This window comes from Flavobacterium caeni (assembly GCF_900101895.1).
GTDB classification, from domain to species: Bacteria; Bacteroidota; Bacteroidia; order Flavobacteriales; family Flavobacteriaceae; genus Flavobacterium; species Flavobacterium caeni.
Genome location: NZ_FMVF01000014.1, coordinates 50,950 through 71,726, shown reverse-complemented (window position 1 = coordinate 71,726; position 20,777 = coordinate 50,950). Strand labels below are relative to the sequence as shown.

Sequence of the window (20,777 nt, the reverse complement as noted above, 5' to 3'; positions counted from 1 at the left end):
CAATAAACAACAATAAACGATGAAATTTAAGATTGTCCTTTTATTCTTTATGGGATTGTTGGCCGTTCAGGCGCAAACCAAAAAACCTGCCGCCAAAAAGCCTGTAGCCAAAAAAGCCGCTCCGGCCAAGGCCGCTACCGCATCGGCCGATGGGATGTACGCCATTTTTGAAACTTCAAAAGGCAACATCACCGTCAAACTCGAATACCAAAAAGCGCCGGTCACGGTGGCCAACTTTGTATCGCTTGTCGAAGGCACGAACGCCTCGGTAGCCGATGCCAAACTCAAAGGAAAACCCTACTACGACGGGCTCAAATTTCACCGCGTGATCAAGGATTTCATGATCCAGGGTGGTGATCCGCAAGGCACGGGACAAGGTGGCCCCGGCTATGCGTTCAAGGACGAATTCGTTCCCGATTTCAAGTTCGACAAAGGCGGCATCCTCGCGATGGCCAATTCGGGCCCGGCCACCAACGGCAGCCAGTTCTTCATCACGCACAAGGAAACCCCTTGGCTCACGAACAAACACACCATTTTTGGGTATGTGACTTCGGGTCAGGATGTGGTGAACAAAATCGAACAAAACGATGTGATGACCAAGGTGCGTATCGAACGCAAGGGTGCCGAAGCCAAAAAATTTGACGCCAACAAGATTTTCGCCGATTACATGGTGGGCAAGCCCGAAGAAGACCGCAAAATGGCCGAACAAAAAGCCAAGGAACAGGCCGACCGCGAAGAAGCACGTAAAAAACAAGCCGCGCTCGATGCCGAAAACAAACGCATCTACGACGAAAAATATGCACCGGTCAAGGCCGCCAAGGTTAAGGAACTGGCCGACATCCGAAAAAATGCTAAAAAATCGGATACCGGATTCGAATTTGCGTCGCTCAAACCGGGCAACGGCACCAAGCCTGCCGATGGACAAACAATCTATTTCTCGTATGCAGGATACCTCGAAGACGGTACGTTGTTCGACAGCAGCTATGAGGACATCGCCAAGGAATACGGCAAATGGGACGAAGGCCGCGCCAAGCAAAACGGTTACAACGCGTTTCCGTACCAAATCGGGAACAAGAGCGGTTTGATCGCTGGTTTTATCGAAGGACTCGGCAACATGTCGTTCAACGAGCGCGCTGCATTTTTCATCCCCGCCAATCTGGGCTACGGGGCGCAGGGTGCCGGCGGCGTGATTCCGCCCAACTCGAACATTATCTTCATTGTCGAGATGTTCGAAGCCATGCCGGCCACACCGCCGGTTTTCGGAACAAAATAGTAAAACAAAGGCCGCAATCGCGGCCTTTTATTTTGTCTTGAATTTCCAGTCGAATTCGTCCTTGTCGTTGATGATGGCGCCGAGTTCTACCTTGACGATTTCGTCGAACTCGGTTTGCAGGACAAGCCAATGGTCTTCGTTGAACCAGTTTTCGTAGGTATCATAACCTTCCTTGGTCCATTTTTGGAGGCCTTGTTCGTGCAATTCGTTTTTTACCGCTGCGTGCGATCGGCCGATGATCTTGTTGCCGAACAATTCGAGAGTGGCATCCGAAGCGATGATGTATCCCAATCGAAAATCTTCTTCCATGTAGAAAGTCAGGCGCATTTTGCTTTGATTGAAAAGCGCAATCGCATTCTCATCCTCGTCTTTGTATTGCTTGTCGGGTTGGCCGTAAATGGCTATGACATCGGGCAATCTCATGCCAAAGAGCAATTGGTCGATACCGTTTTTAGGATTCACTTTCATTGTGTTGTTGTTTTTTGCAAATTTAGTGATTTGGATTCCAAAATAAATACTGTTAATTTGGTAGACCATCCAACCAAACCAGTATGAAAACAGAAAAAATACTCGGAAGCATTTTTATCCTCGGCCTTTTATTCAAGCTCCTACACTGGCCTGGCGGGAGCTTCTTCATTATCATTTCGTTGGGTATCCTGATGATGGTTTACTTTCCGTTCGGGTTTTACTTCCTGTCGGGAAAGACTATCAAGGACCAAAACGCGGCCGCATCGATTTTTGCGGGCATGTTCTTGTCGACGCCCGTGGTCGGGATCCTGTTCGCATTGATGCATTGGCCCGGCGCAATGATGATGCTCATGATCGGTTTGATGGGTGCCGTTCCGTTGACGATCGTCGTCTTCATCCTCAGAAGCCAGAAAAACAAACCCGAGCTCGATGACTACTACAACAAACTCTTTCTTCGTTGCGTGGTCATCACCGCAATCGCGTTGCTGATTTGGACGTCACAACTGATGGGATTTAAAGTTTTTTCTGCAGATTTGCCTTCGCCCCGTTAAACCACTCTTCCTTCAAGATGCTCAAAACAATACTGTCGCGGCGGCCACCCTCGGCCGTGGGCATGTTGCTGCGCAGTATGCCGTCTACGGTACAACCGATGCTTTTCATAGCGGCGATGCTTCGCGCATTTTGGGCATCGGCGCGAAACTCGACGCGTTCCATGCCGAGCGTTTCGAACGCGTATTGCAGCAACAGGAATTTGCAGCGTTTGTTGAGTTTTGTACCGCGGAACTCCTCGGCATACCAGGTATAACCCAGCTGCAAGGTCTTGAATGCGAAGTTGATGTCGTAAAAACGCGTGCTGCCCGCGTATTTCCCCGATGTTTTGTCGATGACCACAAACGGGAATTCGGTGCCTTGCGCACGTGCGGCAAGCGCAAGACCGATGTAGTGTTCCAGATTGGCCCTACCCGCCGCGCGAACCAGCGAATAATGCCACGTATCGGGTTGGGTTTCGGAAATATACAACAGGTTTTCGACGTCCGATTGCTGCAGCGGACGCAACAACACGTGGTCGTCTTCAAGAATGAGGTTGGGATCGATGGTTGGCATGAAGGCAGGATTGAACGCGGTTTGAAACGACTAATTTTAAATGGACGCGGATGCCCTAGCCCCGATAGAAGTGGAAATCCTTTTGCGGCCACAGCGCAGCGGAGGTCGTAAAAGATTGCAACGGATAGCGGGAATCAGCTCCTAATAAACAAACGTCCCAAATTCACTCTCAATCGTCAACTTTTTCACATCGGCGGCTTCTACGCGGCCCACGATTTGCGCGTCGACGCCAAATGATTTCGAGATTTCGATGATTTCGCCAGCAATAGCTTCAGGCACGTACAATTCCATGCGGTGGCCGCAATTGAACACCTGGTACATCTCCTTCCAGTCGGTTTTGGATTGTTCTTGAATGAGCTTGAACAACGGCGGCACCGGGAACAAATTGTCCTTGACGATGTGCAGGTTTTCTACAAAATGCAAGATCTTGGTTTGCGCGCCGCCCGAACAATGCACCATGCCGTGGATGTCTTTTGGGGTATATTTTTCGAGGATTTTTTTGATGATCGGCGCATACGTCCGCGTTGGGGAAAGCACCAATTTCCCGGCGTCGATCGGCGAACCTTCGACCGCATCGGTGAGTTTGACGTTGCCCGAATAGACGAGTTCGTTGGGCACTTGCGCATCGAAACTCTCGGGGTATTTTTCGGCCAGGTATTTCGCGAACACATCGTGGCGTGCCGATGTCAATCCGTTGCTGCCCATCCCGCCGTTGTACGCCGTTTCATAGTTGGCCTGCCCGAAAGACGCAAGCCCGACGATGACATCGCCCGGCGCAATGTTCGCATTGTCGATCACGTCGCTGCGTTTCATCCTGGCCGTCACCGTAGAATCGACGATGATTGTGCGTACCAAATCGCCCACATCGGCCGTTTCGCCACCCGTGGAATGAATGGTCACGCCAAACGATTGGAGTTCGGCGATCAATTCTTCGCTGCCGTTGATAATCGCCGACAATACTTCGCCCGGAATCAGGTTTTTGTTGCGCCCGATGGTGCTCGACAGCATGATGTTGTTGGTAGCGCCCACACACAGCAAATCGTCGATGTTCATGATGAGCGCGTCTTGCGCAATGCCTTTCCAGACGGACAGATCGCCGGTTTCCTTCCAATACATGTACGCAAGCGAAGACTTGGTTCCTGCGCCGTCGGCATGCATCACGAGGCAATAATTCTCGTCGCCCGTCAAATGATCGGGTACGATTTTGCAAAAAGCCTTCGGGAATAGACCTTTGTCGATGTTTTTGATCGCGGCATGTACGTCTTCTTTGGCCGCCGAAACGCCGCGCTGGGCGTATCTTTTGGAAGTATCTGGATTCATAGTGTGTTGTTGTGGGGCAAAGATAGTTTAGAATGGTGAATTTTGAATGATGAATTTTGAATTTTGAATGGTTTTAGGAGCTGGTTCCGGCTGTTCGCTGTATCTTTTTTGTTCCGCTTTGCTTCACAAAAAAGGATGCCGCTGCCCCCGAAGCTTCGGGGCGGGCTAGGGCGATCTGCACCAATCGAACTTTTTCACTAAATTTGAACGACGGCAATCGTGGGTTTGTTTAATCGTTTAATCGGCTATTCGGTTATTCGACGTTCGACTTTATGACTTTTAACTTTACAGTTTTTCTACAGTGAAAACAACGCGACAAATGCTAACTTCGTTCTATGGGAAGGGGGCAATGTAAGGTATTCCCAACGGAATTTAAAATTACCATGCAAGCAGACCCGAGCCCGAAGGGCGAACTGTACGAAGTAATTTTCTGTACTTTTTGTTAAAGTTTGTGGAGTCGGTTAATTGTTTAATCAGTGAATCGGTTATTCGGCGTTCGACTTTATGACTTTATGACTTTATGACTTTATGACTTTATGACTTTATGACTTTATGACTTTACAACATTTATCATAATTTGGAACCACTTTTCTTCAAAGACCAACACGACTTTCGAAACTGGCTCGAACAAAACCACGACAAACAAACCGAACTCATCGTCGGCTTGTACAAAAAAGGCACGAAAAAGGAAAACATGTCTTGGTCGGAACTTGTCGATCAGGTGTTGTGTTTTGGTTGGATCGACGGCCGCAGCAAATCGATCGACGCCGAGCGCTGGTGCATCCGGATCACACCGCGCAAACCCGGCAGTATTTGGAGCGCGGTGAACATCGACAAAGTTGAAAAATTGACGCAGGCAGGGCTCATGCGTCCTGAAGGAATGGCCGCATTCGCCAAACGCCAGGAAAGCAAATCCAAAATCTATTCGCACGAATCGGCACCCAAAATGCTCGACCCCATTTTCGAAAAGCAATTCAAGGCCAACAAACAAGCGTGGGCGTTTTGGGAAAAACAACCGCCGGGCTACCGCAAAACAGTGACACACCTCATCATGACGGCCAAACAAGAAAAAACGCGTTTATCGCGGCTCGAAAGCGTCATTGCCGACAGCGCCCAGGGCAAACGCTGGAAACAGGTTGCGCGTTAAATTCAAAAACTAAACCGATGAACAACAGCAACAACGAACGGGTTTTCAAGATGAGTTTTGCGGGCGTGTACCCGCATTACATCGCCAAAGCCGAGAAAAAAAATCGCACCAAGGCCGAAGTCGACCAAATCATCGAATGGCTCACCGGTTACGACGCCCAAGCCCTGCAAAGAATACTTGACGACAAAACCGATTTCAGGACATTTTTCGGCCAAGCCCAATTGCATCCAAACGCACCCAAGATCACGGGCGTGATTTGCGGCTACCGCATCGAGGAAATCGACGATCCGCTCATGCGGCAAATACGCTACCTCGACAAACTCATCGAAGAATTGGCCAAGGGCAGGCCGATGGAAAAAATCTTGCGTCCATAGCTACTGCTCCACGATCAATACCTCTACGCGCCGGTTCTCGTTTTGCTGTTGCGTATTCTGCTCGGGAATCGGATGGATGGGCTTGGTCACGCCAAAACCGCGGTACGAAAGCCGTTTGCGGTTAATTTTTTTCGAGATCAAGTAGTTGTAGATCGCGCGGGCACGCATCACCGACAAATTGTTGATGTCGCCTTCGAGTTGGCAACAAATATGTCCCTGGATTTCGATACGCAGTTTTGGATTGTCCTGTAACGCGCACAAAAGTTCGTACAAAACGGGTTTGGACTCGGGCAACACGCGCGGCGACATGTTAAAGAATTGGATGTTGTCGAGCGTGATGTAATCGCCGGTCTTGGCGTCCTTGATTTTTTGTTGCAACGTCGGTTGGCTGCGCTGGGTCACGGCCTCTTGCTCGGGCGCATCGGTACGGTACACGATCACCACCTTGCGGTTCTCGCCCTGGTTTTTGGATTGCACGAAATCTTCGCCGAATCCCTTGAACTCATACCCTTCCTTAACCTTGATGTTGTTCTCCCGCAAAAAACCGAGCACCGTTTCTATGCGACGCAACGAAAGCGTATCGTTGTAGCGGTTGCCGCCTTTCCAGTCGCAAAATCCGTAGAGTTTCTCGACCGTGATGTGGTCGTTGTCGGCGATCCACGAATTGAGTTGCTGCAAAGCCGTTTGGTTGATGTCGTGTTTGTTGAAGTCGAAATACACCGTCAACCGCTGCTGTCCCATCGTTGCGACCGAAATCAAAAACGTCAGTATGGATAACGCGGCCCTCATCTCAATTGGCTACGATGGCTATTTCGACGCGCCGGTTGGCCGCACGTTGGGGTTCGTCCTTTTCGGGAATCGGGAAAATCGGTTGGCTGCTGCCGAAACCTTTGTAGGTAATACGTTCGTTGGCGATACCGTTCTTGATCAGGAATTGCTGGATGGCCTTGGCGCGCTTGGTCGACAAATCCTGTTTGTCCGAAGGCATGCAGCACAAATGCCCTTGGATTTCAATTTTCAACGACGGATTTTTCTCCATCACAATCAACAATTCATACAATTTACGCCGCGATTCGGGCACCACCGCAAACGTATTGATGATAAAATTGAGGTTGTCGATCTTGAGCTTCTCGCCCACCTTGGCCTCTCCGACCTGTTTCATGAAGGCCACATCGAGTTGGAATTCGGTTTTGGAACCGTCGGGATTTTCGAGCACAATGTTTTTGGGATAAAACACCGGCGGCTTTTCCTTGACCACGGGCGGTTCGGGCTTGATCCCAAGGATTTCGTTTTCGCGTGGCAGGTCTTTGGCTTCGATGAAATAAATCGTGACCTTGCGGTTTTCGGCCTTGTTCTTCGACAGGTTGTGCTGCTCGCCAAAACTGCGTGTCTTGAAATCGTCGCGTATCTTGACCTTGCCGTGGGTCGCCTTAAAAATGGTGTTCACGCGTTTTTGCGCGAGCGTATCGTTGAATCCCGTCGTGCCGTCTTCGTCGGTATAGCCGTTGATGGCCACGATCTTGTCCTGGGTGTGTGCATCAATCCAGGCCTGGAGTTTGTCGTTTTCGGATTTCTTGAGTTCGAATTTGTTGCTGTCGAAAAAAACCGAAAATTGTTCCTGTGCGGCGATTCCGACAGAAAAAAACAGCGACAAAAATAGCGCAAGTGCTTTCATGCGGGATTTTGTTGGTTATCGAAAGATACGCAAAAAATCCCAAGCACAAAAAAAGCCCGCTCAAAACAGCGGGCTTTTCCATTCAAAATAATCAATTATTTCGTGAACAATAATTCACGGTATTTGGTCAGTGTCCAGATCTCGTCGTCTACAAGCAACTCGAGTTTGTCGCAATGTTCGCGGATGACTTCGAAATAAGGCTTCACTTTTTCGCAGTACGCATCGGCTGTTTTGTGTGCGTCGCCCAAGTTGTTGGCTTTTTTGCGCGCCTCGGTCATTTGATCTACTTTCGAGTTAATGCCTTCGATGTGCGCCGAAATTTCCTTGATGAGCGCGATTTGTTCCTTGGCCACTTTCTCGAAATCCTTACCAAAGATTTCCTTCAAACCTTTGACGTTTTCGATAAGCGTATTCTGGTAACGGATGGCCGTCGGGATCACGTGGTTTCTCGCAATGTCGCCCAATACACGTCCTTCAATCTGGATCTTTTTGGTGTATTCTTCGAGTTCGATCTCGTAACGTGCCTCGACCTCGACGTGGTTCATGATGTTGAGTTCGCCGAACAATTCGAGCGCCTGCTTCGACACCTTGGCCTTCAAAGCGGCCGGCGTGGTCTTGAAGTTGCTCAATCCGCGTTTCTTGGCCTCTTTTTCCCAAGCTTCGCTGTAGCCGTCGCCTTCGAACAAAATATTTTTCGACTGCTTGATGTACTCGCGCAAAACGTTGAACACGGCCTCGTCTTTCTTGAGTCCTTTTTTGTCGATGAGCGCGTCGACTTCTTTCTTGAAATCCTTCAACTGCTTGGCCACGATGGCGTTCAAAGTGGTCATTGCGTTGGCGCAGTTGGCCGATGAACCGACGGCGCGGAATTCGAATTTGTTTCCGGTGAACGCAAACGGCGATGTACGGTTACGGTCGGTATTGTCGAGCAAAACATCTGGAATTTTTCCGACGACGTTGAGTTTCAAATCGGTTTTCTCTGCCGGCGACAATTTGCCGGTCGATACGCCTTCGAGTTCTTCGAGAACTTTGGTCAACTGCTGTCCGATGAATACCGAGATGATCGCAGGCGGCGCTTCGTTGGCACCCAAACGGTGGTCGTTCGATGCCGTAGCGATCGATGCGCGCAACAACGATTCGTATACGTTCACGGCCTTGATCGTGTTGATGAAGAACGTGAGAAATTGCAGGTTGCTCATTGGCGTCTTGCCTGGGCTCAAAAGGTTGATACCCGTATCGGTCGCCATCGACCAGTTGTTGTGTTTGCCCGATCCGTTGACACCCATGAACGGCTTTTCGTGGAACAACACTTTGAAATCGTGACGCTCGGCCACTTTTTGCATGACGTCCATCAAAAGCGAGTTGTGGTCTACGGCCAGGTTGGTCTCTTCGAAGATCGGTGCCAATTCGTACTGGTTGGGCGCGACCTCATTGTGACGCGTCTTGACCGGGATGCCCAAATACATACACTCTTCTTCGAGTTCGCGCATGTAGTTCAAAACGCGCGTCGGGATCGAGCCAAAATAGTGGTCTTCCAACTGCTGTCCTTTGGCCGAGGTGTGTCCCAACAAAGTCCTGCCCGTAAGCAAAATGTCCGGACGTGAGTTGGCAAGCGCCTTGTCGACCAAGAAATATTCTTGCTCCCAACCCAAAGTCGGGGTTACTTTTTTTACATTTTTGTCGAAGTATTTGCACACTTCGGTGGCCGCTTCGTCAATCGCCGAAAGCGCACGCAACAAAGGTGTTTTGTAATCAAGGGCTTCGCCCGTGTACGAAATGAAAACGGTAGGAATACAAAGCGTCGTTCCAAAAATAAACGCCGGCGAAGTCGGATCCCAAGCGGTGTAACCACGCGCCTCGAACGTATTGCGGATGCCGCCGTTCGGGAAACTCGATGCATCGGGTTCTTGCTGCACGAGTTGTCCGCCGCCGAATTTTTCTACCGATCCGCCTTCGAAATCGGTCTCGAAAAACGCATCGTGCTTTTCAGCCGTAGTACCCGTAAGTGGCTGGAACCAGTGGGTGTAATGCGTCACGCCTTTGGCAAGCGCCCACTCCTTCATGCCCATGGCGATGTAATCGGCCAATTTTCTGTCAATCTTGGTACCGTGCTGGACGGCATCCTTTACGCCTTTGTAGGCATCCGAGGTGAGGAATTTTTTCATCGCCGCGTCGTTGAATACGTTGCTGCCGAAAATCGCGGATTTTTTATCGGCCTCTTCAAATTTTACCGGCTTTCTGCTGGAAGCTTCCTTCAGCGCCTCGGAACGGAATGTTGACATAAATGTTATTTTTAAAATTAAACCCTTTGATTTGATGGGGCAAATATATAACTTTTTATCAAAATAAAATTTATACCCCTATTTTTTCGGGGTAAATTATCATTTTGTCGATTAAATGAAAAAATTATGACAACTTTGGCGATTCGGCACCGCTCGGAGTTTGGTAAAAGGCTATATTTGCGTACCTAATTGATATGCCATGATTGTCTGGATCTTGTTTTTGGCCGCCGTCGTCTTTTTCCTTGCGCTCGATTTGGGCGTGTTTAACCGAACCCCGCACATCATCAGCATGAAAGAAGCCAGCATGTGGACAGGCGTTTGGGTTACACTCTCGTTTATTTTCTCGGGCGTCATCTACTGGCTGTACACTACCGATCACATCCCGAACCCGCTTGCGCTGGAACCGCACGTGGCCGCCGTGAAATACATTACGGGCTACTTGATTGAATTGTCTTTGAGCATCGACAATATTTTTGTGATCGCGATCATCTTTTCGTCGTTCCGTATCCCGCAAAAATACCAGCACCGCATTTTGTTTTGGGGCATCTTGGGCGCTATCGTGTTCCGCGGGCTCATGATTTATTTTGGCGTGATCCTGATCAACAAGTTCAGCTGGATGACGTATTTGTTTGGCGCGTTCCTGATCTTTACGGCGGCCAAGATGCTGTTCAAAAAAGAAAACGACGAGCATTTCGACCCCAAGCACTCGTTCAGCTATCGCCTGCTGCACAAAATCATCCCGATCACCTCGCACCACGACAAGGAGCACTTTTTTGTGAGAATCAAGGACAAACTGCACGCCACGCCTTTGTTTGTTGCACTCGTGGTCATCGAAGTGATGGATGTGCTTTTTGCGCTCGACAGCGTTCCGGCCATCCTGGCCATCACCTCGGATCCATTTATCGTGTTCAGTTCGAACATCTTTGCGATCCTCGGACTCAGGTCGATGTATTTTTTCCTGGCGAACATGCTCGAGAAATTCAGTTATCTCGAATACAGCCTGGTCGCGATCCTGACTTTTGTAGGCGTAAAGATGCTCATCCACGACTATGTCCAATTTCCCGAATGGGTGTCGCTCGGGTTTATCGCCTTGTCACTTACCGTAGGGATTCTGGTATCGATGAACCAATCAAAAAAGCAAACGCCAACCGGGATTTAAGCCGCGTTAAATTGTTTTAACAACCAATCCTATAAACTTTTAGGGGTATCGTGTAAGCGGTTGAAATGGGTATTTTGGAATTTTATCCAACCTAAATTCCAACGCCATGGTAGCTGTACAAAAACACGGGATCGTACTCGAAAAACGCGAGGTGGATTTCGAAATAGAAGGGGTACTTAACCCTGCCGTGATCATGGAAGACGGCGAAATCCATATGTTTTACCGGGCCGTCGCCAAAGGAAACCGCTCGACCATCGGCTATTGCCGGCTCAGCGATCCGCTCACCGTAGCCGAGCGGCTTGACTACCCGATCATGTCGCCCGAGTACTTTTACGAAAACCACGGCGTCGAGGACCCGCGCATCGTCAAAATAGAAGACACCTATTACATGTCGTATTGCGCATACGACGGCATTAACGCGTTTGGTGCGGTGGCGACTTCCAAAGACCGCAAACGATTCGAAAAACAGGGCATCTTGGTCCCGCAGGTCGAAGGCGACCAATTTCGCGAATGGTTGCACTTTTCGGGCAACATCAACCTCAAATATTTCAGGCTCAACATGGGCAACAATTACGTGTGGGACAAGAACCTGATTTTTTTTCCGCGACGCATTTACGGCCAATTGTTCTTCTTGCACCGCATCAAGCCGGGTATACAGATGGCTTCGGTGGATACGCTCAAAGACCTGACACCCGCTTACTGGGAGGACTACCTGCAAAATCTTGAGGACTACATCGTGCTCGACCCCAAATATGAACACGAGCTCTCTTACATCGGGAACGGCTGTCCGCCGATTGAAACCGAACACGGCTGGCTGCTCATTTACCACGGCGTGCACGATGTGGTGTCGGGTTATATGTATACGGCCTGCGCGGCGCTGCTGGACAAAGACAACCCGGCCAAGGAAATCGGACGGCTGCCCTACCCATTGTTCATCCCCGAGGCCGAATGGGAACTCAAGGGTTACGTCAACAACGTGGTATTCCCGTCTGGCGCCGTGGTCCTCGAAGACGATTTGTACATCTACTATGGCGCGGCCGACGAACGGATCGCGGTTGCTTCGTGCAAAATGAGCGAGCTCCTGCAGGAATTGCTGTTACACAAAACCATTTAGCGATCGAATACGGACATGAAAAAATACACTTCCCAAAAATCTGCCAGCCTGCTGCCCGTGGCCATCCAAAAACGTTCGTACCGAACAGACGGCCATGCTTTGCCCGAAATTTTGTTCCTGACCACTTATCCGCCGCGTGAGTGTGGCATCGCGACCTACTCCGAAGATTTGATCCAGGCGTTGAAAAAACAGTTCGTCTATTCGTTCGATCTCAAGGTCTGTGCGATAGAATCCGACCAGGAGCAACACGATTATCCGAACCCCATCGTCAAATACAAACTCAATACGTCGCAACCGGCCTCCTACGAGAACTTGACCAACCGCATCAACGCCGACGACAACCTCAAGATTGTTTTGATCCAGCACGAATTTGGTCTGTTTGCCGAAACCACGGTGGCGTTCAACACATTCGTGGCACGTATCAAAAAACCGATCGTCTTTGTGTTCCACACCGTGCTCCCGCGCCCCGATGCCGTATTCAAACAAAATGTGCAACATTTGCTCGACCGCGCCGACGGGCTCATCGTGATGACGCACGGCGCGCGCGAGATCCTTCTCAGGGATTATACGACAGACGACCAAAAAATCACCGTAATCCCGCACGGCACGCACCTGGTACCGCATCTCGACAAAAAAACACTCAAACAAAAATACGGGCTTGCGCGCAGAAAAGTGCTGTCTACGTTCGGGTTGCTCAGTTCGGGCAAGGGCATCGAAACGACACTGGAAGCGTTGCCGTCCATCGTTAAAAGCACGCCCGAAGTAACTTTTTTGATCATCGGCAAGACGCATCCCACCGTGGCCCTGCGCGAGGGCGAAGTTTACCGCGAACAACTGCAGCGCCGCATTGCCGAACTTGGCCTGGAAGACCACGTTTTGTTCATCAACAAATATTTGCCGTTGGATGAACTGCTCGACTATTTACAGCTCACCGATGTCTATTTGTTCACCTCCAAGGACCCGAACCAAGCCGTGAGCGGTACTTTTTCGTATGCGCTCAGTTGCGGTTGCCCGGTGGTTTCGACCCCCATCCCGCATGCCCGTGAGGTATTGGCCGGCGACAGCGGATTGCTGTTTGATTTTGGCGATGCCGGTCAATTGGCCCAAGCCGTCAACCGACTGCTGGGCGACAAGGATTTAAGGACCCGCATCGTGCTCAACGCGCTGCACAAGATCACGTGTACGGCTTGGGAAAATTCGGCGGTGGCGCACGCCAAGTTCCTGCAACGCATAGCACGCAAACGGATCGAACTGCACTACCGCAATCCCGAAATCAACCTCGATCATTTCAAGAAGCTGACCACCGATTTCGGGATGCTGCAATTTTCGGTGCTCAACCGGCCCGATACAGGCTCTGGCTATACGCTCGACGACAACGCACGCGCGCTCATCGCTCTATGCCAGCATTACAAGCTAACCCGCGACGCGACCGATTTGCCTTATCTTCAAATCTACCTCGATTTTATCTGTTTTTGTGAAAGGCCCGGCGGCTTGTTCATCAACTATGTCGATTTTCACCGGAATGTCACCGGGCAAAACCAAACCGTCAACCTCCAGGACGCGACCGGGCGTGCGATTTGGGCACTCGGCTATCTGGTCTCGCTTTCGCATTTGCTGCCGTATACGATGATTGCCCAAGCCGAACAGCTTTTCGGGCGTGCGATACGGTGTGCCTACGACATCCATTCGCCACGTGCGATGGCGTTCATTATCAAAGGACTGTATTACCACAACCGCGCGGCAAGCATCAACGAAACACTGGAACTGTCGACGGTTTTGGCCAACCGTTTGGTCCAGATGTACCGCCATGAGGCGTCCGAAGACTGGCGTTGGTTCGAAAGCTATTTGACCTATGCCAACAGCCTGCTGCCCGAGGCGTTGTTGTGCGCCTACACCCTTACGGACAACGAGGTCTATCAAAACATCGCCAAGCGGTCGTTCGATTTTTTGATCGAAAAAACGTTCGACCAGGATTGCATCAAAGTAGTATCAAACAAGACCTGGCATTACAAAGGCACGCTGTGCGGACAGTACGGCGAACAGCCTATCGACGTGGCCTACACGGTGATTGCGCTGCGTAAATTCCACGACATTTTTAAGGAGAAACATTACTTGGAGAAGATGGAAATGGCGTTCAATTGGTTCCTCGGCAACAACCACCTCGAACAGGTGATTTACAATCCGTGCACGGGCGGTTGCTTTGATGGTTTGGAAGAACACAACGTCAACCTCAACCAAGGCGCCGAATCGACCGTGAGCTATTTGATGGCGCGGCTGATGAGTTACAAGTATTTTGGCAACGAAACCGACAGTTATGCACAACGGAAACGCCACAAATCAATGAAAACCCCACAAAAAAAGGGAACCGATTGATTCCCTTTGTTGTTTATAAAAACGCCGCTTAGTTTTTGGTCAGCTGCGTGAAATCGGCGTCGGATATTTTGAGTGCGCGTGTAACGCTGTCGTAGTCGGTCGCGCCCACCTTGTTGCTCAAATAGCCCGGTATGATCACCACCCTGAACACCTGGTTTTGCGTGTAGGCCGGTGTTAACACCGATTCGCTGGTGTAGCCCAGGTAGATGCTGATGTCCCTGCGGGTAAAGTCGAAATCGTAATCGAGTTCTTCGCCGTTCGGGAAATAGATCGTTTCGGGGATGGTTTCCCAAATGTCGAGGCCGTCGTTGGTGACGCCTGCCAGACGGTAGACCAAAACCATGTCTGAGTTGAGGATTTCGGGGTTCAATTCGTAGAGGATGCCGTAATATCCGTTGGCATCGCCAAAGAAATCTACATCGCGGATTTCAAAATTTTCGCTCTCGACGCTGTAACCCGTCGGACCTTGCGGACCTTGCGGACCTTCGCAACTTGTCAAAATTGTCCCGGCCACTACGGCCAACAGTAAAAATATCTTTTTCATGGTATTGGAATTTATTTGTTCATAAATGTATTCCCAAAAACAAGACCAAAAAAATTTTTTAAGCTAATTTTAGTAAAAAAGCAACCGACCAATGCGCCGTAAATCAACCTCAAACACCTTTAAGACATGAATTTAGAACCCAGAAAAAACAAGAATGCCTTTGAACATTTTGCGGGCCATGCCGCCAAAGCCACAGGAAGTACCACCGCGTTCAGTTTGGCGCTGGTTGCCGTGATCGTCTGGGCGTGTACGGGGCCTATTTTCAATTTCTCCGAGACGTGGCAGCTTGTCATCAACACCGGCACCACCATCGTCACGTTCCTGATGGTGTTCCTGATCCAAAAAGCGCAAAACAAGGATTCACTGGCCATACAACTCAAACTCAACGAATTGGTCGCCTCGCATGAATTTGCAAGCAACCGTCTGGTAGACATCGAAGAGATGACCGAAGAAGAAATGGAAACGATAAAAAAATACTACAAACACCTCAGCAAGATTGCACTCCTGCGCGACGAGAGCCTGCAGTGCTCCCATTCGATCGAAGAGGCCGAGGAACTGTACGAATACAAAGCGCAGAAAAAGAAAACGCGCGATGCATCGTCGGCAGCAAAATAAAAAGTGATTTCAGGTTATCGGCGCGTCTCCGACATCATTTGCAAGATGTTCACGATTTGTTTCTCCATGATCGCCAATTGCGATAATGTGATGGCGGTCAATTCCTTTGGCGACGCGTAAGTGGCAATCTGGGGCAGGAATTCTTCGAGCTCTTTTTTGTGCCAGTACACATCGAGTAACCGCTCTTCGGAATCATTGAGGGGTAAGAATCCCAAATGCGACAATTCGTCTGGGAGGGTAGGCTTCCGGTTTTTCATTTCTTTTGGAGACTTTAGGGACTACAAAGATACGGATGGGCGTTCGCACTTTGTTATATAATTCGAAGAATCGGTTTACAAAATTGACAGAATAGCCCTTCTATTTATCCACATTTAGGCTATTTTTGTTGAAAAGAATGTGTCCTTCGCCAAAGTGCAACAAATGCGAAATCACACCTCCAAAAAATATCATGAATCCAACCGATATCCTACCAAACCCGACACCTGTCAAAACCATGGTGCGACGTAAGCGCAATAGAAAACGGGAAGAATTTTTCAATGTCGTCACGCATGGTGCAGGGGTTGTGCTTTCGGCCGTCGCATTGGCCTTGATGACCCATTTGTCGGCAACACGCGGTACGACTTTGCAGTTGTTTGTTTCGGTGGTGTTTGGGTCGAGCCTGGTGTTGCTCTATGCGGCGTCTACGTTGTACCATGCCATGAGCCGTTTGCGGTGGAAGCGCCGTTTTCAAATCATCGACCACCTGTGCATCTACGTCTTGATCGCCGGAACCTACACGCCCGTGGCATTGCTTGGACTGAAAGGAAACTGGGGCTGGACGATTTTTGCGCTCATTTGGATTTTTGCAGGGATCGGCTTTGTCTTTAAACTCTCGCCGTTGCGCAAACGCGAAAAATTGTCGTTGCTGCTCTATTTGGCTATGGGTTGGCTGATCGTGATTGCTTTGGGGCCGTTGCTCAAAAACATGGCCACCGAACCGTTGCTGTTGTTGCTTATGGGCGGGGTTTGCTACACGGGCGGCGTGTATTTTTTTGTCAAGGAGCGCGTGCCCTACTACCATGCGGTTTGGCATGTGTTTGTGCTGGCCGGCAGCGCATTTCACTTTTTTGGGATTTTCCTGTACCTGCTTCCTACGGCTTAACTCCCACAGACGGCAACTTTTGATGCGTTGCTCCGTTAATAGTATTTTTCCTTGATGTGTTTGAGTTCTTGCGTAACACCCTTGGCGATTTGTTCGGGAGTGGGATCGGTGCGGTATTTGACCGAGATGTGCAGTTGCGATTCGTCGTCCACCAACGTGTGTTTGGTGATTACGCCGTACAGATTCGAGGCGATGCTGCTCGTGATGCGCGCCACATCGACCGATATTTCCTGAAGGTTAGGAATGTGGTTCAGCAAATCCTCCTCGCTTCTTTTGATGATGTTGTACAATTCGGTGTAGTGATCCTTGTTTTCGTGATTTGTATTGATGACGACTTTCATGTGGTTACAAATTGGTTGACAATGACTGGCTTCCGATTGTTTGGTATAGCAAAATTAGCGCATCGATCTGTTTGAAAATTACATAATACGTTACGGTAGTTTTAAGATTTCTACGCCGACGCGATCAACAATAGGCGCGAAACGACTTCCAGTCGATGGCCAGCACGCGCTCGACGGTGGTACGCAAGTCGGTTACATCCAAAGGTTTCTTCATCAAATAATTGGCCCCCGATTCGAGGTATTTGCCCACAGCCGACTTGGCATACGCACCCGAAATCAGCACCACGGGAATGTGGCTCCACTTGGGCGACTTCTTGATGATGTCTAGGATTTGCTCGCCGTTGAACACCGGCATGATGATGTCGAGAAAGATGATATCGGGCAGTTGCTTCTCTTTTTCGAGCGACCGCAACATCAGGTTCCCGCTGACGAACGGCTTGATTTGATGCCCCAACGTTTCGACCGCCTCGCTAAAAAAGTGCAGGTCGTCGGTATCGTCGTCGAGGTAGTAGATGAATTGCGTTTTCATGGCCTTGATTTGGAAATCCAAATTAGCAATCAGCCGATGCGCGCGATTATACGATTCTCGAAAAAAATTACATTTAACGTCCTTCGTCCTATTTGAAAAACGACAGGATTTCACTTTGCAACAGTCGTACATCGGCTTTTTCGATGGGATGCGGGGTTTGCGGCAGCACGGTCAAACGCGCATTGGGCAACCGATTCAATACCGCTTCGGTTTCGGCCCGAGTGACCATGGTGTCGCTGTCGCCAAGGCCCAAAAGAACGGGCAGGTCGATGCCTGAAAAATCATCCAAAACCAACGGATTGGCGCGTCCGAGACCCATCATCATGTCGGCCGTTTTCGACAGTACCTGCTTCCAATCGTTGGGTGCGTGTCTCTTTTCGAGCGCGGCGGCAAAAACGGGTATTTTTTCGGCAATGATTTCAGGATTGAGCATTTTGGTTTCGCGCGCGGCGATGTCGGGCGTCCATTCGAATTTGGTGCCCAGCGTAAAAATACGGCGCACCCGATGCGGATACATCTTGGCCAGATACAGCGCCACATATCCGCCCATGCTGTAGCCAAAGATGTCCACGCGGTCTATTTGTTGGTTGTCGAGGTACCGCATCACCTGCTCAGCAAAAATGTCGATCGCGAACGGGCCGGTCATCGGTTGCCCGCCATGCCCGGCAAAATTGAGCCTATCTAACAAAAAGTCATCCGACAAAGCCTGCGCCAAAGGTTCGAGCTGGTCTTGCGCACCAATGGCGCCGTGGAGCAATAAAAGGTGTGTCATTACCGTCGTATTTTACGATGCAAATTAACGAATCGTTGTGGCTTTGCAAAAATTCACGGTCGATTTCCAAACCTCGCGTTAAAGTGCTTTCGCCACCTTGCGATTGTGGTTAATTTTGGGGTATGACAATCCCTATCCCCTATTCGGTCCTCGATTTGGCCATGGTCACCGAGGGCAACACCCCAACCGACGCATTCCGCAACTCCGTTTCGCTCGCGCAACATACCGAACAGCTCGGCTACAGGCGTTACTGGCTGGCCGAACACCACAACATGGAAGGCGTTGCGAGCACAGCAACCGTGGTACTGATGGCCCACCTGGCCAACCAAACCAAGACGCTGCGCATCGGCTCGGGCGGGATCATGCTGCCCAACCACGCGCCGCTGGTCGTGGCCGAACAATTCGGGACGCTGGCCACGTTGCACCCGCACCGTATCGATCTGGGATTGGGCCGTGCGCCGGGCACCGATCAGCTGACAGCCAATGCGCTGCGCCGCGACATGAAAGCCGTGATGGATTTCGAGGGCAATGTCAAACAAGTGCAGCAGTTCCTTTCAAAAAGCAACCAAAAGAGCGCCGTTCGTGCCATCCCGGGCGAAGGGCTCGACATTCCCATCTGGATTCTGGGATCGAGTGTAGAAAGCGCCTACATCGCGGCCTCGCTGGGGTTACCCTACGTTTTTGCGAGCCATTTTGCACCCGCGCAACTGTTCGAGGCCGCGGCCATTTACCGCGAACACTTTACGCCTTCTGCCCAATTGGACAAGCCTTATTTCATGCCGTGCGTCAACGTGATTGCGGCCGACACGACATACGATGCGAGAAAACTCGCGACCTCTTTCAAAAAATTGTTTTTGGGTATCTTGACCGGCAAACGACAAAAAATGCAACCGCCCGTCGATCCCGATTCGGGGTACATCGATCCGCTCGAAGAGGCCGCGCTGCAGCAAATGATCAAATTTTCGTTTGTGGGCGATGCCGAGAAGATTGCGGGTGAACTCGAGATTTTCCTGCGACGTGTCGGGGCCGATGAAATCATGATCACCACGCCGGTTTACCACCACCAGGACAGGCTACGGTCTTATGAAATCGCCGCTTCGGTGCTGCAATCGATGACGGTTTGATGGCGTTATCCCAGCCTCTCGAGTTGCTTGAAGATCGGTACGACCGACGCACCGTATGGGGTCAGATGGTATTCAATATGCAACGGTTTTTGACGTACAATAACTTTTTCGAGCAACCCGATTTCCTCCAATTCGCGCAGCGCTACCGAAAGGGTTTGCTTGTTGGCGCCTTCGATCTCGCGTAACAGACGGCTGAACCGCAACGGACCGTTTACGGCAAGCCTAAAAATCTCTGGTTTCCATTTGCCCGACAACTGTTTGAGCAGGGCTTGCGCCGGACAGGTTTCTTTTGGGGTGGTCATAAAAAACTGACTTATTGCATGCGTCGGGATTTAGGCCGAACTTTGCAAAAATAATACAATCGGAAACGATGGCCAATTCTGCAAAAACAACTGCGGCCTTGTTGCTGACCCTGCTGTCGGGCAGCGGCTGCCAATCACAAAACAACAAACCTATGGAAAACAACCCGCTGTTGTGTAATCCCGAAAAAGGATTATGCGAAATCCCCGGTACGCCAACACAAAATTCAACTACGGCTGTTCAAGCAGTCGAGAAACCCATTAAGGTGGTGTATTTTACCGACCCGATTTGCTCCTCCTGCTGGGGCATCGAACCGCAATTGCGCAAGTTAAAACTCGAATACGGCCAGTCCATCGACATCGAATACCGCATGGGCGGATTGTTGCCCGACTGGAGCTATAACAGCGGCGGCATCAGCAAACCGTCGGATGTGGCGCACCATTGGGACGAGGTCAGCGCCTACTACGACATGCCCATCGACGGCGACGTTTGGCTCGAAGATCCGCTTGATTCTTCGTATCCGCCCAGCATCGCATTCAAGGCCGCGCAATTGCAGGACCAGCAAAAAGCGCTACTATTTTTGCGCGAAATCCGCGAAATGGTATTCCTGCAAAAAAAGAACATCGCCAAACGGGACAACCTAGCGCTTGCCGCACGAAAAGTCGGATTGGACATTACGCAGTTCAAAACCGACTTCGAAGGTCGCGCCAAACTACTTTTTGAAGAAGACCTCAAACTGGGACGTGCCATGGGCGTACGCGGATTTCCGACGATGATCTTCTCGAACACCGACGGCAAAAACGCAACGGTTTACGGTTCCAAGCCTTATGGCGATTACGAGCAGGCGATCAAAAGTTTGCATCCATTGGCCGCAAAAGCAACATACGACCAAAACTGGCAGGCTGTGTTTGCAAAGTACACGACATTGACCGCAAGGGAATTTGCCGAACTCACCCAAACACCTAGAGCGAATGCCGAAAAAACACTGAACGAACTCACTGCAAACGGCGCACTCGAGAAACAAACCACCAAGAACGGTTCGATCTGGAAACGGCGTTGAGCCATTGCTTCCTTGCCCAAAAATCCATTCCCTCTATCGGTCATCACGCCGGTATAAATGCA

The 20,777-nt window shown here is 50.3% G+C and carries 23 protein-coding genes; 11 read left to right on the top strand and 12 right to left on the bottom strand.

The genetic code is table 11. The annotated features are described in order from the left end of the window. Positions 1–19: 19 nt before the first annotated feature. A complete protein-coding gene (locus tag BLP55_RS13240) occupies positions 20–1,273 on the top strand; it encodes a peptidylprolyl isomerase (RefSeq protein ID WP_091145228.1) in 1,254 nt (417 codons plus the stop codon). Positions 1,274–1,300: 27 nt separating this feature from the next. Here BLP55_RS13240 and BLP55_RS13235 read toward each other — a convergent pair whose 3' ends face one another. Next, a complete protein-coding gene (locus tag BLP55_RS13235) occupies positions 1,301–1,741 on the bottom strand; it encodes a hypothetical protein (protein ID WP_091145323.1) in 441 nt (146 codons plus the stop codon). Positions 1,742–1,824: 83 nt separating this feature from the next. Between BLP55_RS13235 and BLP55_RS13230 the strand changes: the two genes are divergently transcribed. After that, positions 1,825–2,292, top strand: coding sequence for a GldL-related protein (locus BLP55_RS13230; RefSeq protein WP_091145224.1), 468 nt, complete (start codon positions 1,825–1,827; stop codon positions 2,290–2,292). Here BLP55_RS13230 and BLP55_RS13225 read toward each other — a convergent pair. Together BLP55_RS13225 and BLP55_RS13220 are read right to left on the bottom strand one after the other, a co-directional pair. Then, positions 2,255–2,845, bottom strand: coding sequence for a GNAT family N-acetyltransferase (locus tag BLP55_RS13225; protein WP_091145220.1), 591 nt, complete (start codon positions 2,843–2,845; stop codon positions 2,255–2,257). The genes BLP55_RS13230 and BLP55_RS13225 overlap by 38 nt on opposite strands. Before the next feature lie 141 nt (positions 2,846–2,986). Next, on the bottom strand, positions 2,987–4,165 hold the full coding sequence (locus BLP55_RS13220) for an AIR synthase related protein (RefSeq protein WP_091145215.1): 1,179 nt from the start codon (positions 4,163–4,165) through the stop codon (positions 2,987–2,989). A 577-nt stretch (positions 4,166–4,742) separates the two neighbouring features. On the opposite strand from BLP55_RS13220, the gene BLP55_RS13215 reads away from it, so the two are divergent. Next, entirely contained in the window at positions 4,743–5,312 is a 570-nt protein-coding gene (locus BLP55_RS13215; protein WP_091145211.1) for a YdeI/OmpD-associated family protein, read from the top strand. A gap of 17 nt (positions 5,313–5,329) precedes the next feature. Next, positions 5,330–5,686 (top strand): DUF2200 domain-containing protein, encoded by a 357-nt coding sequence (locus tag BLP55_RS13210; protein ID WP_091145208.1) that lies wholly within the window; start codon positions 5,330–5,332, stop codon positions 5,684–5,686. Here the strand turns inward: BLP55_RS13210 and BLP55_RS13205 are convergent, their stop codons facing one another. The 3 genes from BLP55_RS13205 to BLP55_RS13195 form a co-directional block, all read right to left on the bottom strand. Beyond that, complete coding sequence (locus BLP55_RS13205) at positions 5,687–6,475, bottom strand: OmpA family protein (RefSeq protein ID WP_091145204.1); 789 nt, start codon at positions 6,473–6,475, stop codon at positions 5,687–5,689. Position 6,476: 1 nt separating this feature from the next. Beyond that, a complete protein-coding gene (locus BLP55_RS13200; RefSeq protein WP_091145200.1) occupies positions 6,477–7,361 on the bottom strand; it encodes an OmpA family protein in 885 nt (294 codons plus the stop codon). Positions 7,362–7,456: 95 nt separating this feature from the next. Next, complete coding sequence (locus BLP55_RS13195; RefSeq protein WP_091145194.1) at positions 7,457–9,643, bottom strand: glutamine synthetase III family protein; 2,187 nt, start codon at positions 9,641–9,643, stop codon at positions 7,457–7,459. Positions 9,644–9,842: 199 nt separating this feature from the next. Between BLP55_RS13195 and BLP55_RS13190 the strand changes: the two genes are divergently transcribed. From BLP55_RS13190 to BLP55_RS13180, 3 genes are all read left to right on the top strand, one after another. Further along, positions 9,843–10,802, top strand: coding sequence for a TerC family protein (locus tag BLP55_RS13190; RefSeq protein ID WP_091145188.1), 960 nt, complete (start codon positions 9,843–9,845; stop codon positions 10,800–10,802). Between the two features lie 106 nt (positions 10,803–10,908). Next, on the top strand, positions 10,909–11,916 hold the full coding sequence (locus tag BLP55_RS13185) for a glycoside hydrolase family 130 protein (protein WP_091145184.1): 1,008 nt from the start codon (positions 10,909–10,911) through the stop codon (positions 11,914–11,916). 15 nt (positions 11,917–11,931) lie between these two features. Continuing rightward, a complete protein-coding gene (locus BLP55_RS13180) occupies positions 11,932–14,289 on the top strand; it encodes a glycosyltransferase (protein WP_091145182.1) in 2,358 nt (785 codons plus the stop codon). 28 nt (positions 14,290–14,317) lie between these two features. Here the strand turns inward: BLP55_RS13180 and BLP55_RS13175 are convergent, their stop codons facing one another. Continuing rightward, positions 14,318–14,833, bottom strand: coding sequence for a hypothetical protein (locus BLP55_RS13175; protein ID WP_091145179.1), 516 nt, complete (start codon positions 14,831–14,833; stop codon positions 14,318–14,320). A 126-nt stretch (positions 14,834–14,959) separates the two neighbouring features. Here BLP55_RS13175 and BLP55_RS13170 point away from each other — a divergent pair, with 126 nt between their 5' ends. Then, positions 14,960–15,448 carry a low affinity iron permease family protein gene (locus BLP55_RS13170; protein WP_091145176.1) on the top strand — a complete coding sequence of 163 codons (489 nt, stop codon included), beginning with the start codon at positions 14,960–14,962 and terminating at the stop codon, positions 15,446–15,448. 14 nt (positions 15,449–15,462) lie between these two features. Here BLP55_RS13170 and BLP55_RS13165 read toward each other — a convergent pair whose 3' ends face one another. After that, positions 15,463–15,705: a hypothetical protein gene (locus tag BLP55_RS13165; RefSeq protein ID WP_091145173.1), complete on the bottom strand. Its 243-nt coding sequence runs from the start codon at positions 15,703–15,705 to the stop codon at positions 15,463–15,465. 191 nt (positions 15,706–15,896) lie between these two features. Here BLP55_RS13165 and trhA point away from each other — a divergent pair, with 191 nt between their 5' ends. Continuing rightward, entirely contained in the window at positions 15,897–16,589 is a 693-nt protein-coding gene (gene trhA, locus BLP55_RS13160) for a PAQR family membrane homeostasis protein TrhA (protein ID WP_170826871.1), read from the top strand. 35 nt (positions 16,590–16,624) lie between these two features. Here the strand turns inward: trhA and BLP55_RS13155 are convergent, their stop codons facing one another. From BLP55_RS13155 to BLP55_RS13145, 3 genes are all read right to left on the bottom strand, one after another. After that, a complete protein-coding gene (locus tag BLP55_RS13155; RefSeq protein WP_091145167.1) occupies positions 16,625–16,930 on the bottom strand; it encodes a hypothetical protein in 306 nt (101 codons plus the stop codon). Between the two features lie 124 nt (positions 16,931–17,054). Further along, positions 17,055–17,459 (bottom strand): response regulator, encoded by a 405-nt coding sequence (locus BLP55_RS13150; protein WP_170826870.1) that lies wholly within the window; start codon positions 17,457–17,459, stop codon positions 17,055–17,057. A gap of 88 nt (positions 17,460–17,547) precedes the next feature. Continuing rightward, positions 17,548–18,231 carry an alpha/beta fold hydrolase gene (locus BLP55_RS13145; RefSeq protein WP_091145162.1) on the bottom strand — a complete coding sequence of 228 codons (684 nt, stop codon included), beginning with the start codon at positions 18,229–18,231 and terminating at the stop codon, positions 17,548–17,550. A gap of 122 nt (positions 18,232–18,353) precedes the next feature. Here BLP55_RS13145 and BLP55_RS13140 point away from each other — a divergent pair, with 122 nt between their 5' ends. Further along, positions 18,354–19,355, top strand: coding sequence for an LLM class flavin-dependent oxidoreductase (locus tag BLP55_RS13140; protein ID WP_091145158.1), 1,002 nt, complete (start codon positions 18,354–18,356; stop codon positions 19,353–19,355). 5 nt (positions 19,356–19,360) lie between these two features. On the opposite strand, the gene BLP55_RS13135 is transcribed toward BLP55_RS13140, so the two are convergent. Next, positions 19,361–19,657 (bottom strand): winged helix-turn-helix transcriptional regulator, encoded by a 297-nt coding sequence (locus BLP55_RS13135; RefSeq protein ID WP_091145154.1) that lies wholly within the window; start codon positions 19,655–19,657, stop codon positions 19,361–19,363. Between the two features lie 152 nt (positions 19,658–19,809). Between BLP55_RS13135 and BLP55_RS13130 the strand changes: the two genes are divergently transcribed. Continuing rightward, on the top strand, positions 19,810–20,715 hold the full coding sequence (locus BLP55_RS13130; protein ID WP_091145319.1) for a ClpXP adapter SpxH family protein: 906 nt from the start codon (positions 19,810–19,812) through the stop codon (positions 20,713–20,715). The last annotated feature ends 62 nt before the right edge of the window (positions 20,716–20,777 follow it).

Bases quoted from the DNA above. Each gene is read 5' to 3' on its own strand.
- BLP55_RS13240 (WP_091145228.1), top strand. From the start codon at position 20: ATGAAATTTAAGATTGTCCTTTTATTCTTTATGGGATTGTTGGCCGTT.
- BLP55_RS13235 (WP_091145323.1), bottom strand. From the start codon at position 1,741: ATGAAAGTGAATCCTAAAAACGGTATCGACCAATTGCTCTTTGGCATG.
- BLP55_RS13230 (WP_091145224.1), top strand. From the start codon at position 1,825: ATGAAAACAGAAAAAATACTCGGAAGCATTTTTATCCTCGGCCTTTTA.
- BLP55_RS13225 (WP_091145220.1), bottom strand. From the start codon at position 2,845: ATGCCAACCATCGATCCCAACCTCATTCTTGAAGACGACCACGTGTTG.
- BLP55_RS13220 (WP_091145215.1), bottom strand. From the start codon at position 4,165: ATGAATCCAGATACTTCCAAAAGATACGCCCAGCGCGGCGTTTCGGCG.
- BLP55_RS13210 (WP_091145208.1), top strand. From the start codon at position 5,330: ATGAACAACAGCAACAACGAACGGGTTTTCAAGATGAGTTTTGCGGGC.
- BLP55_RS13205 (WP_091145204.1), bottom strand. From the start codon at position 6,475: ATGAGGGCCGCGTTATCCATACTGACGTTTTTGATTTCGGTCGCAACG.
- BLP55_RS13200 (WP_091145200.1), bottom strand. From the start codon at position 7,361: ATGAAAGCACTTGCGCTATTTTTGTCGCTGTTTTTTTCTGTCGGAATC.
- BLP55_RS13195 (WP_091145194.1), bottom strand. From the start codon at position 9,643: ATGTCAACATTCCGTTCCGAGGCGCTGAAGGAAGCTTCCAGCAGAAAG.
- BLP55_RS13190 (WP_091145188.1), top strand. From the start codon at position 9,843: ATGATTGTCTGGATCTTGTTTTTGGCCGCCGTCGTCTTTTTCCTTGCG.
- BLP55_RS13185 (WP_091145184.1), top strand. From the start codon at position 10,909: ATGGTAGCTGTACAAAAACACGGGATCGTACTCGAAAAACGCGAGGTG.
- BLP55_RS13180 (WP_091145182.1), top strand. From the start codon at position 11,932: ATGAAAAAATACACTTCCCAAAAATCTGCCAGCCTGCTGCCCGTGGCC.
- BLP55_RS13175 (WP_091145179.1), bottom strand. From the start codon at position 14,833: ATGAAAAAGATATTTTTACTGTTGGCCGTAGTGGCCGGGACAATTTTG.
- BLP55_RS13170 (WP_091145176.1), top strand. From the start codon at position 14,960: ATGAATTTAGAACCCAGAAAAAACAAGAATGCCTTTGAACATTTTGCG.
- BLP55_RS13165 (WP_091145173.1), bottom strand. From the start codon at position 15,705: ATGAAAAACCGGAAGCCTACCCTCCCAGACGAATTGTCGCATTTGGGA.
- trhA (WP_170826871.1), top strand. From the start codon at position 15,897: ATGAATCCAACCGATATCCTACCAAACCCGACACCTGTCAAAACCATG.
- BLP55_RS13155 (WP_091145167.1), bottom strand. From the start codon at position 16,930: ATGAAAGTCGTCATCAATACAAATCACGAAAACAAGGATCACTACACC.
- BLP55_RS13150 (WP_170826870.1), bottom strand. From the start codon at position 17,459: ATGAAAACGCAATTCATCTACTACCTCGACGACGATACCGACGACCTG.
- BLP55_RS13145 (WP_091145162.1), bottom strand. From the start codon at position 18,231: ATGACACACCTTTTATTGCTCCACGGCGCCATTGGTGCGCAAGACCAG.
- BLP55_RS13140 (WP_091145158.1), top strand. From the start codon at position 18,354: ATGACAATCCCTATCCCCTATTCGGTCCTCGATTTGGCCATGGTCACC.
- BLP55_RS13135 (WP_091145154.1), bottom strand. From the start codon at position 19,657: ATGACCACCCCAAAAGAAACCTGTCCGGCGCAAGCCCTGCTCAAACAG.
- BLP55_RS13130 (WP_091145319.1), top strand. From the start codon at position 19,810: ATGGAAAACAACCCGCTGTTGTGTAATCCCGAAAAAGGATTATGCGAA.